Genomic DNA, 15583 nt, shown 5'->3' with positions numbered 1-15583 from the left:
TGCAATCTGAAGCGCAAGATAGCGGTAACGGAAAGGGCACCGACATGAACATGCTGTACGACTCCGACTCCTTTGTGGTGGTCCACATGGAGCCGCACGCTGGCGACATCGATGTGCAGATGCAGGACGGCGTGGGCCTGGTCGCGCGCGCCAAGGACACCGCACCCGCCCCCCATCCGGCCCTGGAGCGCCACGGCTTCGAGATCGTGGACAAGCGTTCCGGCAAGGAGGTCTACCTCGACGGCTCCTGGGCCGAGCTGTTCCAGCAGCAGATCGCCGCCTGGCGCGCCCACACTCCCACCCAGGAAGAGGTCGAGGACACGCTGGACCGCTACGCCGAACTGGCGCAGAACCCTGTCGTGATGCATTGACCCTGCCGCCGGGCCGGCCATTGGCAGGCCCGGTGCATCATCGGGGCATGCACCTGGCCCCGCGCTTTTCCACCGTCGTGGCCACCGTCCTGGTGGCCTTTTTGCTGGGCGGCTGCGCCGGCCTGCATCCCGCGGACGAGGTATCGGCGCTGTTGCCCGCCGATGCCGTGCTGCTGGGCGAACAGCACGATGCCACCGAACACCAGCAGGCCCACGCGCGCGTCGTACGCACGCTTGCCAGCCGCGGCCAGTTGTCCGCCCTGGTCGTCGAGATGGCCGACGCCGGCCAGACCACCGCCGGCCTGCCGCCCCAGGCGGATGAGGCCGCCGTGCGCCAAGCGCTGCAGTGGAACGACAAGGCCTGGCCCTGGGCCGCCTACGGCCCGGCGGTGATGGCCGCCGTGCGCGCGGGTGTTCCGGTGCTGGGCGGCAACCTGCCGCGCGCACGCTTCGGGCCAGTCATGCAGGACACCGGGCTCGACGCGCTGCTGCCACCGCCGGCCCTGGCCGCGCAGCAGGAAGCCATCCGGCTGGGCCACTGCGACCTGCTGCCGGCGACGCAGCTGGCCCCCATGGCCCGCATCCAGATCGCGCGCGACCAGTCCATGGCCCGCACCGTGCAGGCCGCCGCCCGGCCGGGCCAAGTGGCGGTGCTGCTGGCCGGCAGCGCGCATGTCGACCGGGAACTCGGCGTGCCACGGCATCTGCCGCCTGGCTTCCAGGTGCGCGCCGTGCGCCTGCAGGCCGGCGGCCCGGTCGCGCCTTCGCCCGCGTTCGACGCCGTGTGGAGCACACCCGCGGTGCCGGCCAACGACCACTGCGCGGCGCTGCGCCAGCGCATGGGCGGCTGATGCGTGCGGCTGCGACAATCGCGCCCCTATGACGACGACCAGCGCCTCCTACATCCTGACCCTGTCCTGCCCCGACCGCACCGGCATCGTCCACGCCGTCTCCGGCTTCCTGTTCGAGCGCGGCGCCAACATCGAAGAAGCGGCCCAGTACAACGACCACGCCACCGGCCTGTTCTTCATGCGCGTGCGCTTTGCCAGCGGCGACAACCACGCCGCGCTGCAGGCCCAGCTGACCCCGTTCGCCGAGGGCTTCCAGATGCGCTGGAGCCTGCACGCCACGGCCGAACCCATGCGCACCGTCATCATGGTCAGCAAGGAAGGCCATTGCCTGAACGACCTGCTGTTCCGCTGGAAGAGCGGGCTGCTGCCGGTGGACATCCGCGCCATCGTCTCCAACCACCGCGACTTCTACCAGCTGGCGGCCAGCTACAACGTGCCGTTCCACCACATCCCGGTGACGGGCGCCAGCAAGGCCCAGGCCGAGGCGCGGGCCCACGAGGTCATCGAAGGCGAGAACGCCGAGCTGGTCGTGCTGGCGCGCTACATGCAGATCCTGTCGGACGACCTGTGCCGCAAGCTGGCCGGCCGGGCGATCAACATCCACCACTCGTTCCTGCCGAGCTTCAAGGGCGCCAAGCCCTACTACCAGGCGCACGACCGCGGCGTGAAGCTGATCGGCGCCACGGCGCACTACGTGACGGCCGACCTGGACGAAGGCCCCATCATCGAGCAGGACGTGGCCCGCGCCGACCACAGCAAGACCGTGGAAGACCTGACCGCCATGGGCCGCGACACCGAGAGCCAGGTGCTGGCGCGTGCGGTCAAGTGGCACAGCGAGCACCGCGTGCTGCTGAACGGCCACAAGACCGTGATCTTCAAGTAGCCGGGGAGGAACCCCAGTCGGCCATGCGCTCGCCCAGGCGGATCGCGCGGGCCGGCGCCCAGTCGGGGTTGAAGGCCAGCGGGCCCTGGGGGAACAGCATCACCACGGTGGAGCCGAGCAGGAAGCGGCCCATCTCCTCGCCGCGGCGCAGCGTCACCGCGTCACCCGCCTGCCCATCTCCGTAGCGCCATTCGCGCAGCTCGCCCAGGCGCGGCGGGTTCACCACGCCATGCCACACGGTCGCCATGCTGCCGACGATGGTGGCACCCACCAGCGTCAGCACGAGCGGGCCGTGCGCGGTCTCGAACACGCAGACCACGCGCTCGTTGCGTGCGAACAGGCCCGGCACGCCGCGTGCCGTGGTCGGGTTGACCGAGAACAGCTCGCCCGGCACATAGACCATGCGTGTCAGCCGCCCGTCGCAGGGCATGTGGATGCGGTGGTAGTCGCGCGGGCTCAGGTACAGCGTGGCAAAGCTGCCGTGGCGGAAATGCGCGGCCAGTGCCGCGTCGCCGCCGACCAGCGCGCGCGTGGAATAGGCGTGGCCTTTGGCCTGGAAGATCTGGTCGTCCTCGATGCGGCCGAACTGGCTGATGGCGCCGTCCACCGGGCACACCAGGTCGGCCTGCGCCAGTGGCCGTGCGCCTTCCTTGAGAGCACGCGTGAAGAACTCGTTGAAGCTCGGGTAGGCGGCGATGTCGGGATCGGCCGCCTCGGCCATGTCCACCCCGTACTTGTTGACGAACCAGCGGATCAGCGCCGTGGTGCGCGCGCCGCGTCGGGCGGAGGCCACCCTTCCTGCGAACCGCGTCAGACGGTGCTTGGGCAGCAGGTACTGCGGCAGGACGGCAAGGCGATCGGACAAGTGGGCACTCTCTTCTGGAAGGGTCTCGAAGTGTAGCCGTCGCCCCTGGACGGTACGTAGGCCGGCGGCTGCAACGACAATCGGACGATGGCCGCCACCGCCCGCATCCCGCCGATCCAGTGCCTGCTGACCTTCGAGGCGCTGGCGCGGCTGCGCAGCGTGACGCTGGCCGCCGACGAGTTGTGCGTCACGCCCAGCGCCGTGAGCCACCGCGTGCGCCAGCTGGAGCAGAGCATCGGCACCAAGCTGTTCGGCCGCGCCGATTTCTCGCTGACCACCGAGGGCAGCGAGTACCTGGCCCATGTGCGCGAGGGCCTGGCGATGCTGGGCCGCTTTCCGGGCGCCCAGCCAACGCCGGGCAAGCGCAAGCTGCGGCTGGCCGTGACGCCGACCTTCGCGCGCGCCATCCTGATCCCGCGGCTGCGCCAGTTCACCGAGGCCTACCCCGAGATCGACCTGCTGCTGCAGGTCAGCATCCCGCTGCTGGACGTGGTGGCCGAGGACGCCGACCTCATGGTGCGCTTCGGCGCCGGCCGCTACGCCGACGTGGAGCACCTGCTGCTGGCGCGCGACGAGGTCACGCCGCTGGCCGCGCCCAGCTACCTGCGCGAAGCCGGCGGCCCCTTCACGCAGGCCGAGGACCTGGAAGGCCAGCGGCTGCTGCGCTCGGCGCTGGACCCCTGGCGCACCTGGTTCGCCGCCCACAAGCTGGACTGGCCCGAGCCCGGCGACGGCTCGCAGTTCAACGACGTCGGCCTGATGTGCGACGCCGCGGCGGCCGGCATGGGCATCGCGCTGGTGCGCTTGAAGCTGGCGGCCCCCTGGCTGGACAGCGGCGCGCTCGTGCGTGTCGGCACCACGCCGGCCTTCACCCAGAGCGTGCCCAGCCCGCACGCGCACTATCTGTGCTGGCGCACCGGCACCATGGACCGCTGGGAGTGCGCGGCCTTTTCCGACTGGCTGCGCCAGGCGCTGGCCTGAAGCCGCTTCATGCGGCGCTTGAACATTCCTCAGCCGCGCTGCGGGCGGCTGGCTTAAAGTCTGCCGGCCCCACGAAAGAGACCATGGCCGCACTTGCCGCACCGACTGCTCCGCCCCCTGCCGAGACCCTGGCCGCGCTGCGCCGCGTGCTGCCAGCGCACGCGCTGCTGTCGCAGCCCGAAGACACCACGCCCTACGAATGCGACGGGCTCACGGCCTACCGCCAGCGCCCCATGGCCGTGGCGCTGCCCGAGACCTACGCGCAAGTGCAGGCCGTGCTCAAGACCTGCCATGCGCTGGGCGTGCCGGTGGTCGCGCGCGGCGCCGGCACCGGCCTGTCGGGCGGGGCCATGCCGCACGCGCAGGGCGTGACACTGTCCATGGCCAAGTTCAACAAGATCCTCCACATGGACCCGGTGGGCCGCACGGCCGTCGTGCAGTGCGGCGTGCGCAACCTCGCCATCAGCGAGGCCGCGGCCCCGCATGGCCTGTACTACGCCCCCGACCCCTCCAGCCAGATCGCCTGCACCATCGGCGGCAACGTGGCCGAAAACTCGGGCGGCGTGCACTGCCTCAAGTACGGCCTGACCGTGCACAACGTGCTGCAGATCACCGGCTTCACGGCCGAGGGCGAGCCCGTCACCTTCGGCAGCGCGGCGCTGGACACGCCGGGCCTGGACCTGCTGGCGCTGGCCATCGGCTCCGAGGGCATGCTCGCCGTGGCCACCGAGGTCACCGTCAAGCTGGTGCCCAAGCCGCTGCTGGCGCGCTGCATCATGGCCAGCTTCGACGACATGCGCAAAGCCGGCGATGCAGTGGCCGCCGTGATCGCCGCCGGCATCATCCCGGCCGGCCTGGAGATGATGGACAAGCCCATGACCGCCGCGGTGGAGGACTTCGTGCGCGCGGGCTACGACCTCACGGCCGAAGCCATCCTGCTGTGCGAGAGCGATGGCACGCCCGAGGAGGTCGAGGAAGAGATCGGCCGCATGAGCGCCGTGCTGCGCGGGTGCGGCGCCACCGCCATCACCGTGAGCCAGAACGAGGCCGAGCGACTGCGCTTCTGGAGCGGCCGCAAGAACGCCTTCCCGGCCTCGGGCCGCATCAGCCCCGACTACATGTGCATGGACTCGACCATTCCGCGCAAGCGCCTGGCCGACATCCTGCTGGCGATCGCCGCGATGGAGAAGAAGTACGGCCTGCGCTGCGCCAACGTGTTCCACGCGGGCGACGGCAACCTGCACCCGCTGATCCTGTTCGATGCCAACGACCCCGACCAGCTGCACCGCTGCGAGCTGTTCGGTGCCGACATCCTGGAGACCAGCGTGGCCATGGGCGGCACCGTGACCGGCGAGCACGGCGTGGGCGTGGAGAAGCTCAACAGCATGTGCGTGCAGTTCTCGGCCGAGGAGAACGCCCAGATGCTGGGCATCAAGCACGCGTTCGACACCAAGGGCCTGCTGAACCCGGGCAAGGTGATCCCCACGCTGAACCGCTGCGCCGAGTACGGAAAGATGCTGGTGCGCGGCGGCAAGATCGCACACCCGGACCTGCCGCGTTTCTGACGTTGCCCGATGCGCTGAGCAAACGGACCCAGCCCCTTGCGTGATTTCCAGATGACCAGGCCGAGAGCGGCCGGCAGCGCGGCAACGTGTCGGTCCCGACGCATTTTGCGCGGGCTTCCCAAGGCCGGGCCGCCGATCGGCGGCACCGGCGCCCTCGACCTCCACCACTGGTTCACCACACCATGATCCCACTGCGCGGCCTCGCCTGGCTGCTGGCCCTGCAATCGCTGGGCGAGCTGCTCGCACGCGGGCTGCACCTGCCCTTTCCCGGCCCTGTGATCGGCATGGTGCTGCTGCTCGTGGCCTTGCGCTGGGAACCGGTGCGCACGCCGGTCGCGGCCTGTGCCGACTTCCTGCTGGCGCACCTGTCGCTGCTGTTCGTGCCCGTCGGCGTGGGCGTGATCGTGCACCTGCCGCTGCTGGCGCAGTACGGTGGCCGCATGCTGGTGGTGCTGGTGGTGTCCACCTGGGTGGGCCTGGCCGTCACGGCGCTGGTGCTGTACGTGGGCCGGCGCCCTCCGCCGCAGTGAACAGGCCATGGCGCAATTCGTCGAACTCTGGGTCTACCTTTCCGCCACGCCGCTGTTCGGGCTGACGGCGACGCTGGCCGTCTACGTGCTGGCGCAGGCTGCGTACGCCCGGCTGGGCCACGCGCCGTGGGCCAACCCGGTGCTGTGGAGCGTGCTCAGCATCGGTGCCGTGCTGCTGGCCACCCGCCTGCCCTATCCCACCTACTTTGCGGGCGCGCAGTTCATCCACTTCCTGCTGGGGCCTGCCGTGGTGGCGCTGGGCTGGCCTTTGTGGCAGCGGCGCGCCGAACTGCGCCAGCGCTGGGGCCGGCTGCTGCTGGCCGCGCTGGCCGGCGGCGGCGCTGCCAGTGCCACGGCCGTGGTGCTGGGCCGCGCGCTCGACCTGCCGGCCGATGTGGTGCTGTCGATGGCGCCCAAGTCGGTCACCGCGCCCGTGGCCATGGGTGTGGCGCAGGCCATCGGCGGCATCCCGGCGCTGGCGGCGGTGTTCGCGGTGCTGACCGGGCTGGTCGGCGCGCTGAGCGGCAAGTACTTGTTCGACGGGCTGCGCATCGCGCGCGACCCGGCCGGCTGGCGTGCGCGCGGCTTTGCGCTCGGCACCGCGGCCCATGGCATCGGCGCGGCCCGTGCGCTGCAGGTCGATGCCGACGCGGGCGCCTACGCCGGGCTGGCGCTGGGCCTGCAGGTGGTGCTGGCCTCGCTGCTGATCCCGCTGGTGTTCCGCTGGATCTGAGGCCCGGGCCGCTCGTTCAGAGGTTCAGGCCGCGCGGGCCGCGTGCAGCACGTCGCGCGTGCGCAGCGCTTCCTGCCGCGCCGCGGCGGCGAAGTCATCGCCCGACGACGCGTACAGGATCGCCCGCGAAGAACTGACCACCACCGGCCCCGTGGTCTGCGCGTTGTCGCCGCGCCAGGCCGCACGCACCGTGGCCGCGGCGTCGCCGCCCTGCGCCCCGACGCCTGGAATCAGCAGCGGCACCGTGGGCGCCAACGCGCGCACGCGCTCCAGTTCGGACGGGTAGGTCGCGCCCACCACCAGGCCCAGCTGCCCATTGCGGTTCCATGGCCCCTGCGCCAGCCGTGCGATGTGCTCGTACAGCAGGGGCTGGCCATCGACGCCGGCCAGGCGCTGGTTCTGCAGGTCGTCGCCACCAGGGTTGGAGGTGCGGCACAGCAGGAATGCGCCCTTGCCCTGGTAGCGCAGATAGGGCTCGACCGAATCGAAGCCCATGAACGGCGACAGCGTGACCGCATCGGCGCCGTAGCGCTCGAAGGCCTCGATCGCGTACTGCTCGGCGGTGGAGCCGATGTCGCCGCGCTTGGCGTCCAGGATCACGGGCACGTGCGGGGCGGCGCGGCGGATGTGGGCGATCAGGCGTTCGAGCTGGTGCTCGGCGCGGTGCGCGGCGAAGTAGGCGATCTGCGGCTTGAAGGCAATGGCCAGGTCGGCCGTGGCGTCCACGATGGCGGCACAGAAGTCGTGGATGCGGCTGGCGTCGCCACGCAGCGCGGCAGGAAAGCGGGCCGGGTCGGGGTCCAGGCCCACGCAGAGCAGCGAGGCATTGCGCTGCTCGGCACCGCGCAGCATGTCGAGAAAGGTCATGCCCCGATTTTACGAACCGCCAACCACCGGCCCCGCTACCATCGCCCGCCTATGCAGGCACTGAGCACGAGACAAGCCGCCATGCTGGTGGCGCTCACCCTCGTCTGGGGACTGAACTGGCCGGTCATGAAGATCGGCGTGACGGGCTACCCGGCGATCACCTTCCGCGTCCTCTCGCTGTGGATCGGCGCGCCGCTGCTGGGCCTGGGCCTGCTGGTGCTGCGCCAGCCGCTGGCCGTGCCGCGCCGCCACTGGGGCGAACTGTTCTGGCTGGGCGTGACCAACATGTTCATCTGGCACGCGCTGATGGTGCTGGCGGTGCAGGCGCTGTCCAGCGGGCGCGCGGCCATCCTGGGCTATTCGATGCCGATCTTCTCTGCCGTGTTCGGCGCGCTGTTCTTCGGCGAGCGGCTGCGTGCACGCGCCTGGGCCGGCGTGGCCGCGGCCGCGCTGGGCGTGTTGCTGCTGCTGTGGCACGAGTTGTCGAACATGGCCGGCCGGCCGCTGGGCGTGCTGCTGGCCCTGGTGGGCGCGGCCACCTGGGCCGTCGGCACGCAGAAGATGCGGCGCCACACCATCCCCGTGTCCACGCCCGCGCTGGTGTTCTGGATGACGGCCATGAGCATGGTCATCATGACCGTGCTGTCCTGGCTGTTCGAGCGCGAACGATGGACGGCACCGACGCCGGCCGTCTGGGGCGCCGTGCTCTACAACGGCGTGCTGATCTTCGCGCTGGCGCAGGTGGTCTGGTTCTCGCTGGCGCGGGCGCTGCCGCCGGTGGCCTCCACGCTGGGCGTGATGCTGATCCCCATCCTCGGCGTGTTCAGCGGCGCCTGGTGGCTGGGCGAATCGCTGCACTGGCAGGACTGGGCCGCGATGGGCCTCATGGTGCTGGCGATCGCCTCGGTGCTGTGGCCCGAGCGGCGTGCCGTCACGGCGACTCGACCGCCTTGACCGTTTCCATGGCCAGGCACAGGTCGGCCCAGGCCTTGGCCTTCTCGGGCAGGCTGCGCAGCAGATAGGCCGGGTGGTAGCTCACGACCACGGGCACGCCCTCGTAGCGGTAGACCTTGCCGCGCAGCCGGCCCAGCGGCTGGGTCTGCACGTCGGGCACGCTGCCGGCCAGCAGCGACTGCACGGCGAAACGGCCCACGGCCAGGATGATCCTGGGCTGCAGCAGCGCGATCTGGCGCTTGAGGAAGGGCTCGCACTGCGCGACCTCGTCGAGCGCGGGGTTGCGGTTGCCGGGCGGGCGGCACTTGAGCACGTTCACGATGAAGGCGGCCTGCGCGCCGCGCACCTCGCCATGCCGGCTGACGCCGACGGCGCGCAGCATGTTGTCCAGCAGCTTGCCGGCCTGGCCGACGAAGGGCTCGCCGCGCAGGTCTTCCTGCTCGCCGGGCGCCTCGCCGACGATGAGCCAGTCCACGCGCGGCGGCGCATCGGCCTGCGGCGCGGTGGGGCCCACGCCGAACACGGTGTTCTTGCGCGTACCGCAGAGCTTGCAGGCCTCGCACCCGGCCACCGACTGCTGCAGTGCAGGCCAGTCCATGGCGGCAATGGCGGCGGCACGGCCATCGTCGGCCGGCGCCACGGCGGGCCGGGCGGGCTGGGGCGCAGGTGCGGGTGGCGCCACGGCGGGGGTGGCCCGCGCCACGACGGCCGGCGCAGGGACCGGAGCGGGGATCGGCGCAGAGATGGGCTCCGAGATCGCTGCAGCGGCAGGCACGGCCTGGGGCGTGGGCTGCTCCACCGCGGCCGGTGCCTGCGGCCACCACACGCGCACATGCATCTCCTCCAGCATCGCGCGCTGGCGCGCATCGAGTTCCAGGGCCATCAGCAGCGCGCGCTCACAGTTGCAGACTCATGACGATGGCATCTTCGCGCTTGAAGGCCGACTCGGGGTAGTAGCCCTTGCGCTGGCCCACGCGCCGAAAGCCATAGGCCGCGTAGATCTGGAACGCGCGCAGGTTGCTCACGCGCACCTCCAGCCACAGCCATTGGGCGCGCTGGCCGCGCGACCACAGGCACAGCGCGTCGAGCATCACGCGGGCCCAGCCGCGGCGCTGGTGGCTGGGGGCCACCGTGATGTTGAGCAGGTGCACCTCGTCCACCCCCTTCATCGCGATGAAGTAGCCCAGCACCTCGGTGTCGCCCAGCAGCACCTGCGCCTGGTAGCCGGACGCCAGTGCGTCCTGGAAATTGCGGCGCGTCCACGGATGGGTGTAGGCCTGCTGCTCGATGGCGACGACCGCCGACAGCCACGCCTCGGTCATGGGCTCGAAACGGGCCTCGCCCGTCAGTTCCGGCAGCGCGCTCACGGGGCCGCTGCCTTCTCTGCCATGCGCTCTGCCGTGGTCTTGGCGACCTTGTTGCGCACATAGCGGGGCAGCGCCTGCTCGGCAGGCACGGCAAGGCCGGCGTCCAGCAACTGCGGGGCCAGCCGCAGCATGGCGGTGGCCAGCGGCAGCACGGCCACGCCCGGTGCGCCGGCCAGCCGCGGGCCGTAGGCCGCAGCCGCATTGCCGGCCAGCGTCCAGCCTTGCGGCACGGCCAGCGCCTCGGGCGCCAGCAGGTCGAAGTCGCCGTCCTGCAGCCAGCGGCCGTGCTCGAAACGGTAGCGGCCCGCATACACCTCGTCCATGCGCGCATCCAGCGCGGCCACGACCTCGGTGGCCCCGGCCACGTGCCGTGCCTGCTCGGCCACGGCCAGCAGCGTGTCGACCGGCAGCAGCGGCACGCCTTCGGGGTGCTGCGCACGGGTGCCGAACGCCAGCCCCTGGGCCACCGAGCACGCCGTGCGCAGGCCCGTGAACGAGCCCGGCCCACAGCCGAAAGCGATGGCATCGAGCTGCGCCAGCGCCAGCCCGGCCTGGTGCAGCAGGTCCAGCACCATGGGCAGCAGCGTGGTGGACGCCTGCGCGCCGCCAGGGCCGCTGCACTCCCACACGCGCGCACCGATGCACACCGCCACCGACAGGCTTTCGGTGCTGGTGTCGAACGCCAGCAGGCGCGCTGGGGAGGAAACGGGTTGCATGGCCGGGATTATCCGATGGGCCGCCGGTAGACTCGCGCGCCATGTGGTCGCCCTTCTCCCGGCTGGTCCCGCTGCTGGCGGGGTGGATGTTGAGCCTGTCCAGCGGGGCCGCCCCGCCCGGCACCGAACGCCCGCTGCCGCCCGCCGTGGCGACGGCGCTGGCCCAGGCCAAGGTGCCGCGCGATGCCGCCGCCTTCCTGGTGCAGCCGCTGGACGACACCGCGCCGCGGCTGGCCCACCGCGTGGACGCAGCCATGAACCCGGCCTCGGTCATGAAGATGGTGACCACGCTGGCCGCGCTGGACCAGCTCGGCCCGAATTTCACCTGGAAGACACGCTTCTACGCCGACGGCCCGGTCGCCGATGGCGTGCTGCACGGCAACCTGTACATCGAAGGCGGCGGCGACCCCAAGCTCGTGCTCGAACGCGTGGACGGCGCCTTCCGTGCGCTGCAGGCCGCCGGCGTGCGCCAGGTGCGGGGCGACATGGTGCTGGACAACAGCATCTTCGAGGTGCCCGCGCACGACCCGGCCGCCTTCGACAACGAGCCCCTGCGGCCCTACAACGTCGCACCCGACGGGCTGCTGGTCAACTTCAAGGCGCTGATCCTGCGCTTCGCGCCGCAGGCCGACGGCACGGCGCTGGTGACGAGCGAACCGCCGCTGACCGGCGTGGCCGTGCCGGACCAGGTGCCGCTGGCCCGCGGCCAGGCCTGCGGCGACTGGCGCACCACGCTGCAGGCCGACTTCTCCGACCCCAACGCCGTGCGCCTGCTCGGCCAGTACCCCGCCCGCTGCGGCGAGCGCGACTGGGCCGTGGCCTACGTGGAGCCGGCCAGCTATGCGCAGCGTGCGCTGCTGGCCTTGTTCCGCGCCACCGGTGGCCAGGTGGACGGCAGCGCCCGGCAGGGCCGCCGGCCAAGCCAGGCGCGGCTGCTGCTGGAGGCGCCCTCGCTGCCGCTGGCCGAGGTGATCGCCGACGTCAACAAGCGCAGCAACAACGTGATGGCCCAGCAGCTGCTGCTGACGCTGGCGGCCCAGCGTCGGCTGCCGGCGCGCATGGAGGACGGGCGCGAAGCCATCGCCGCCTGGTGGCGCCGCTTCGTCGGCAGCGCCACGCCGGCCCCGGTGCTGGAGAACGGCGCCGGCCTGAGCCGCGACGAGCGCATCACCGCCAGCGCGCTGGCGCGCATGCTGGTGCGCGCCAGCCGCCATGCCGATGCTGCGACCTACCTGCAGTCGCTGTCGCTGGCCGGCGTCGATGGCACGACCGAGCGCATGCGCGAACGCGGGCTGGCCAACGTGGTCGGCAACGCCTGGCTCAAGACCGGCTCGCTGCGCGACGTGGCCTCGGTGGCCGGCTACGTGCGCGGCCGCAGCGGGCAGCGGTACGTGGTGGTCGGCATCCTCAACCACGCCAATGCGCCGGCAGCGCGGCCGGCGCTGGACGCGCTGCTCGATTGGGCGGCAGACGACGATCGCTGAGGACTACTGCATGCAAACGCCCGATGACAAGGGAATTTGCACACCTTCTTTCGTCGAATAGCGCAGGGTTTCGTTCAAAAATCGGCCGCTTGCGCGTGTCTGGCTGTAAATTTTGTGAGCAAGCACCTTGCCAGACCCGTTCTCTTGTGATTCGAGCCGATGAAAGGTACTCCATGCAACTGAAGAAAACTTGTCTCGCCGTGCTCGCGGCCGTGGCGCTGGCCGCCTGCGGCGGCGGTGACGACCCGACCTACAGCCGGCTGGTGTCGTTCGGCGACAGCCTGTCGGACGTCGGCAGCTACAAGACGCCGGGCATCGCGGCCCTGGGCGGCGGGAAGTACACGGTCAACGGCGGGGGCAACGAGATCTGGATCGAGCAGTTGTCGGTCCAGCTGGGGCTGGCGGCGCCCTGCGCGGCGCAGACCGGGCTGGAAGCCAGCGGCGCCTTTGCCGCCCTCGCGGCGACACCCACCGACCATCCAGACTGCACGGCCTATGGCCAGGGTGGATCGCGTGTGAGCGATCCGGTCGGACCGTGGAACAAGAACTCGCCCATCGAGGAACAGGCACAACTCGGCCAGCTGACCGTGCCCGTCCAACAGCAGATCGACAAGCATCTGAAGGTGTCGGGAGGCCGCTTCACGGACCGCGAACTCGTGACCGTGCTGGCAGGCGCCAACGATGTCTTCGTCAAGACAGACGAACTCGCGGCCATTGGAATGGCAGCTGCGCAAGCCGCCGCGGCGGGCGGTGCGACACCCGGACAGATCGCGGCGGCCACCCAGGCCGCCGTACAGAACGCGGCCGCCACGATCATCCCGACACTGGGCCTGGCAGGTGCCGAGCTCGCGGCACTGGTCAAGACGCAGATCGTCGCCAACGGTGCCAAGCGCGTCGTGGTCATGAACCTGCCCAACATCAGCAAGACGCCTGCGACGTTGGAAGCGGAAAAAGCGCTGCCGGGCTCGCAGCAACTGGTCGATCTGATGACAACGACGTTCAATGCCGCGCTCAAGGCGGGGCTCGACGGAACGGCGGAGGTGCTGCAGGTCGACTTCTATGCGCAGAACTCCCAGCACTCGGTCACGCCCGCCGCGTTCGGACTCACGGACACGAGCACTCCAGCGTGCACCAACAAGTTCAATGGCGCGGACGACTTCCTGGCCCCTTCGCTGACCTGCACCACCGCAACGACGCTGCCGAACTCCTCGCGCTTCCTGTTCGCCGACTCCGTGCATCCCACGCCCTACGGCCACAGCCTGATGCGCGACATGGCGCTCGATGCGTTGAAAGCCAAGAACTGGCTCTGACCGTTTCAGCGCCTCCAAAAACAAAGAGCCCCGCGGGGCTCTTCGTCGTTGGCAGCCAGTGCGGTGCTCACCACCGGTTGGTCAGCTTGCCGTAGATGTAGGTGCCGAACAAGCGCTGCAGGTTGGGCGTGGTGTACAGCTTGTCCGCGAACATGTAGCTGTTGTAGGTGACACCGGATGCGATGGTGCTGGTCGTGCAGAGCGCCGAATTGACCTCGCCGGCACCGATGCCGATGCCGACGCCGGCATCGGTCGAGGTGCAGGCCACCTGGGCCGAATTGTTCATGGAGAAGTTTCTCGGCTCTCTTTGCGCCTGGTTGAAGTAGTAGTCCGCCTCCAGGATCAGCACGTTGCTGCCGAGGTCGACCACCGAGATCTTCAGCGCGGTGACGAAGGCCAGGCTGGCTTCCTCGATCGCCGAGGCCTGCCCCGTCGCCTGGGCCCACGGGGTGATGCCCACGTTGATCGTGCCAGCGACGGCCACGTACTTCGCACCCGAAGCCACCACGCTGCGGACCACCGCGCCGAGATCGGTACCGGCCTGCCGCGCGTTGGCCACCATCTGGTCCTGGGTCTGGCTGCCCGCCAGGAACGCCTTAGCCTGCACGATCACGTCGGACATGCCGCCGTTGACGAAGACCAGGTCGTTGCTCCCATACACATTGCCGGCGGACAGGAAGGCGGCGGCCTGTTCGGTGACGGTCTGCGCATCCGCACTGCCGAGCAGGTTCGGCTTCTCCTTGATGCGGGCGCCGTTCCTGGCATAGCCGAAGCCGCCGCTGTCCGACGCAGTGATGGGGACCCCATACTCCGCCGCCACCTGCTGCAGCCAGTTGTTGGTGGTTCCGTCATTGACGGTGTAGCGCACGCCCGCCTGCCCCACGTCGGAGAAGGCATCGCCGAAGACGATCAGGCGCGCAGGCTTCAGCGCCGACTCGGTGGTGCTCGACCCGCAGGCCGTCAGCAACACAGCCGAAGCACCAAGGGCCACGGCGGCCAAAGCACGCCGCCAGGAAATTCGACTCATCGGTCTCTCCAGAAAAAGTTGCGGGGAGTGTACGGCGCAGGCAGCCCCGGGCTCATGCGGCGGCGGCGCGTTGCAAACGGTCACGTATACCCGCCCACGCGTCACCGTGCGGCGGTGTTTCCACCCAGATCAGGCGCACGCCCACCGTGTCGAGCTCGCGCAGCACGGCGAACAGCTCGCGTGCAGCGTCGGCCGGGTCCGCCGGCATGCGCCGCACGAGCACGCGGCGCGACGGGCTGCGCAGCGCACTGCGCGCGTAGACGGCCACGGTGGGCGTGGCGTCCACGCCCGCGTCGAGTTCGGTGCCCAGCACCTGCAACGCCGCCTGCAGCGCGGCGGCGTCCATCAGGCGCACGCTGGCCTGCGGCGCGTAGTGCGCCGCCAGCGTGCCCGAGGCGCGCGGGTCGGCCGCCAGTTCGTCCTTGCCGCGCACGGGCTGGCCGCAGACGGCCTCGATCTGCTCGCGGCCAATGCCGCCGGGCCGCAGAAGCACGGGCACGCCGCGCGTGGCGTCGACGATGGTCGATTCGATGCCGACGTCGCAGGCACCGCCGTCGAGCACCAGCAGGTCTTCGCCGAACTCCGAAGCCACATGCGCGGCCGTCGTGGGGCTCACGCGGCCGAACTGGTTGGCGCTGGGCGCGGCCACGCCGGCCACGCCCAGTCCGGCGGCAGCGCGGAACACCGCCTGGGCGACGGGGTGAGACGGACAACGCAGGCCGATGGAGTCCTGCCCGCCAGCCGACCTGGCGGCCACGCCGGCGTGCCGCGGCAGGATCAGCGTCAGCGGGCCGGGCCAGAAGCGCCGGATCAAGGCCTCGGCCCAGACCGGCCAGTCCTGCGCGAAGTGGGCCAGCGCCGGTGGCAGCCGGCCCGCGTCGCCGGGCGCGATGTGGACGATCAGCGGATGGTCGGCCGGCCGGCCCTTGGCGGCGTAGATCTTGTCCACGGCCGCATCGTTGCCGGCATCGGCCGCAAGGCCGTAGACGGTTTCGGTGGGCAGGCCCAGCAGTTCGCCAGCGGCCAGCGCCTGCGCGGCGCGGTCGATGGCGCCGGGATCGGCTGCAGCAATGATCATG

17 protein-coding genes are annotated in these 15583 nt (G+C 70.8%); 10 read left to right on the top strand and 7 right to left on the bottom strand.

Going from position 1 to position 15583, the window contains the following annotated elements; translation table 11 throughout:
- The first annotated feature begins 44 nt into the window (after positions 1-44).
- Genes ASF44_RS04160 through purU form a run of 3 tightly spaced genes read left to right on the top strand, consistent with a single transcriptional unit; the run spans position 45 to position 2105 of the window.
- Complete coding sequence (locus ASF44_RS04160; protein ID WP_056897862.1) at positions 45-371, top strand: DUF3567 domain-containing protein; 327 nt, start codon at positions 45-47, stop codon at positions 369-371.
- Positions 372-418: 47 nt separating this feature from the next.
- Positions 419-1222, top strand: coding sequence for a ChaN family lipoprotein (locus ASF44_RS04155; RefSeq protein WP_056897861.1), 804 nt, complete (start codon positions 419-421; stop codon positions 1220-1222).
- 28 nt (positions 1223-1250) lie between these two features.
- Complete coding sequence (purU, locus tag ASF44_RS04150; RefSeq protein ID WP_056897860.1) at positions 1251-2105, top strand: formyltetrahydrofolate deformylase; 855 nt, start codon at positions 1251-1253, stop codon at positions 2103-2105.
- Here the strand turns inward: purU and asd are convergent.
- Complete coding sequence (asd, locus tag ASF44_RS04145) at positions 2098-2970, bottom strand: archaetidylserine decarboxylase (protein ID WP_056897859.1); 873 nt, start codon at positions 2968-2970, stop codon at positions 2098-2100. The genes purU and asd overlap by 8 nt on opposite strands.
- 87 nt (positions 2971-3057) lie before the next feature.
- On the opposite strand from asd, the gene ASF44_RS04140 reads away from it, so the two are divergent.
- From ASF44_RS04140 to ASF44_RS04125, 4 genes are all read left to right on the top strand, one after another.
- Complete coding sequence (locus ASF44_RS04140; RefSeq protein ID WP_056897858.1) at positions 3058-3951, top strand: LysR substrate-binding domain-containing protein; 894 nt, start codon at positions 3058-3060, stop codon at positions 3949-3951.
- Positions 3952-4034: 83 nt separating this feature from the next.
- On the top strand, positions 4035-5516 hold the full coding sequence (locus ASF44_RS04135; protein WP_056897857.1) for an FAD-linked oxidase C-terminal domain-containing protein: 1482 nt from the start codon (positions 4035-4037) through the stop codon (positions 5514-5516).
- A 182-nt stretch (positions 5517-5698) separates the two neighbouring features.
- A complete protein-coding gene (locus ASF44_RS04130; RefSeq protein ID WP_056897856.1) occupies positions 5699-6046 on the top strand; it encodes a CidA/LrgA family protein in 348 nt (115 codons plus the stop codon).
- Positions 6047-6053: 7 nt separating this feature from the next.
- Positions 6054-6779: an LrgB family protein gene (locus ASF44_RS04125; RefSeq protein WP_056897855.1), complete on the top strand. Its 726-nt coding sequence runs from the start codon at positions 6054-6056 to the stop codon at positions 6777-6779.
- A 24-nt stretch (positions 6780-6803) separates the two neighbouring features.
- On the opposite strand, the gene pyrF is transcribed toward ASF44_RS04125, so the two are convergent.
- Positions 6804-7646 (bottom strand): orotidine-5'-phosphate decarboxylase, encoded by an 843-nt coding sequence (pyrF, locus tag ASF44_RS04120; protein WP_082524500.1) that lies wholly within the window; start codon positions 7644-7646, stop codon positions 6804-6806.
- A gap of 51 nt (positions 7647-7697) precedes the next feature.
- Between pyrF and ASF44_RS04115 the strand changes: the two genes are divergently transcribed.
- On the top strand, positions 7698-8600 hold the full coding sequence (locus ASF44_RS04115) for a DMT family transporter (protein WP_056897853.1): 903 nt from the start codon (positions 7698-7700) through the stop codon (positions 8598-8600).
- On the opposite strand, the gene ASF44_RS04110 is transcribed toward ASF44_RS04115, so the two are convergent.
- Genes ASF44_RS04110 through tsaB form a run of 3 tightly spaced genes read right to left on the bottom strand, consistent with a single transcriptional unit; the run spans position 8578 to position 10683 of the window.
- Positions 8578-9483, bottom strand: a complete 906-nt coding sequence (locus tag ASF44_RS04110) for a uracil-DNA glycosylase family protein (protein WP_056897852.1) — start codon at positions 9481-9483, stop codon at positions 8578-8580. The two genes, ASF44_RS04115 and ASF44_RS04110, sit on opposite strands and share 23 nt — an antisense overlap.
- A 13-nt stretch (positions 9484-9496) precedes the next feature.
- Complete coding sequence (gene rimI, locus ASF44_RS04105) at positions 9497-9967, bottom strand: ribosomal protein S18-alanine N-acetyltransferase (RefSeq protein ID WP_056897851.1); 471 nt, start codon at positions 9965-9967, stop codon at positions 9497-9499.
- Positions 9964-10683, bottom strand: a complete 720-nt coding sequence (tsaB, locus tag ASF44_RS04100; protein WP_056897850.1) for a tRNA (adenosine(37)-N6)-threonylcarbamoyltransferase complex dimerization subunit type 1 TsaB — start codon at positions 10681-10683, stop codon at positions 9964-9966. The genes rimI and tsaB overlap by 4 nt, the downstream gene beginning before the upstream one ends.
- 41 nt (positions 10684-10724) lie before the next feature.
- Here tsaB and dacB point away from each other — a divergent pair, with 41 nt between their 5' ends.
- The gene (gene dacB, locus ASF44_RS04095; protein ID WP_156374339.1) at positions 10725-12167 is read left to right on the top strand and encodes a D-alanyl-D-alanine carboxypeptidase/D-alanyl-D-alanine-endopeptidase; all 1443 of its coding nucleotides are present in this window, start codon (positions 10725-10727) and stop codon (positions 12165-12167) included.
- A 200-nt stretch (positions 12168-12367) separates the two neighbouring features.
- A complete protein-coding gene (locus ASF44_RS04090) occupies positions 12368-13477 on the top strand; it encodes an SGNH/GDSL hydrolase family protein (RefSeq protein ID WP_056897848.1) in 1110 nt (369 codons plus the stop codon).
- 67 nt (positions 13478-13544) lie between these two features.
- Here the strand turns inward: ASF44_RS04090 and ASF44_RS04085 are convergent, their stop codons facing one another.
- Positions 13545-14447: an SGNH/GDSL hydrolase family protein gene (locus ASF44_RS04085; RefSeq protein ID WP_235579116.1), complete on the bottom strand. Its 903-nt coding sequence runs from the start codon at positions 14445-14447 to the stop codon at positions 13545-13547.
- A gap of 109 nt (positions 14448-14556) precedes the next feature.
- On the bottom strand, positions 14557-15582 hold the full coding sequence (locus ASF44_RS04080; RefSeq protein WP_056897846.1) for an L-threonylcarbamoyladenylate synthase: 1026 nt from the start codon (positions 15580-15582) through the stop codon (positions 14557-14559).
- Between the last annotated feature and the right edge of the window lies 1 nt (position 15583).

The sequence above is a fragment of the Pseudorhodoferax sp. Leaf274 genome (assembly GCF_001422445.1).
In the GTDB taxonomy this organism is placed as follows: Bacteria; Pseudomonadota; Gammaproteobacteria; order Burkholderiales; family Burkholderiaceae_C; genus Pseudorhodoferax.
The sequence above is the reverse complement of the archived record's forward strand: the minus strand, read 5'-3'. Positions and strand labels throughout refer to the sequence as shown.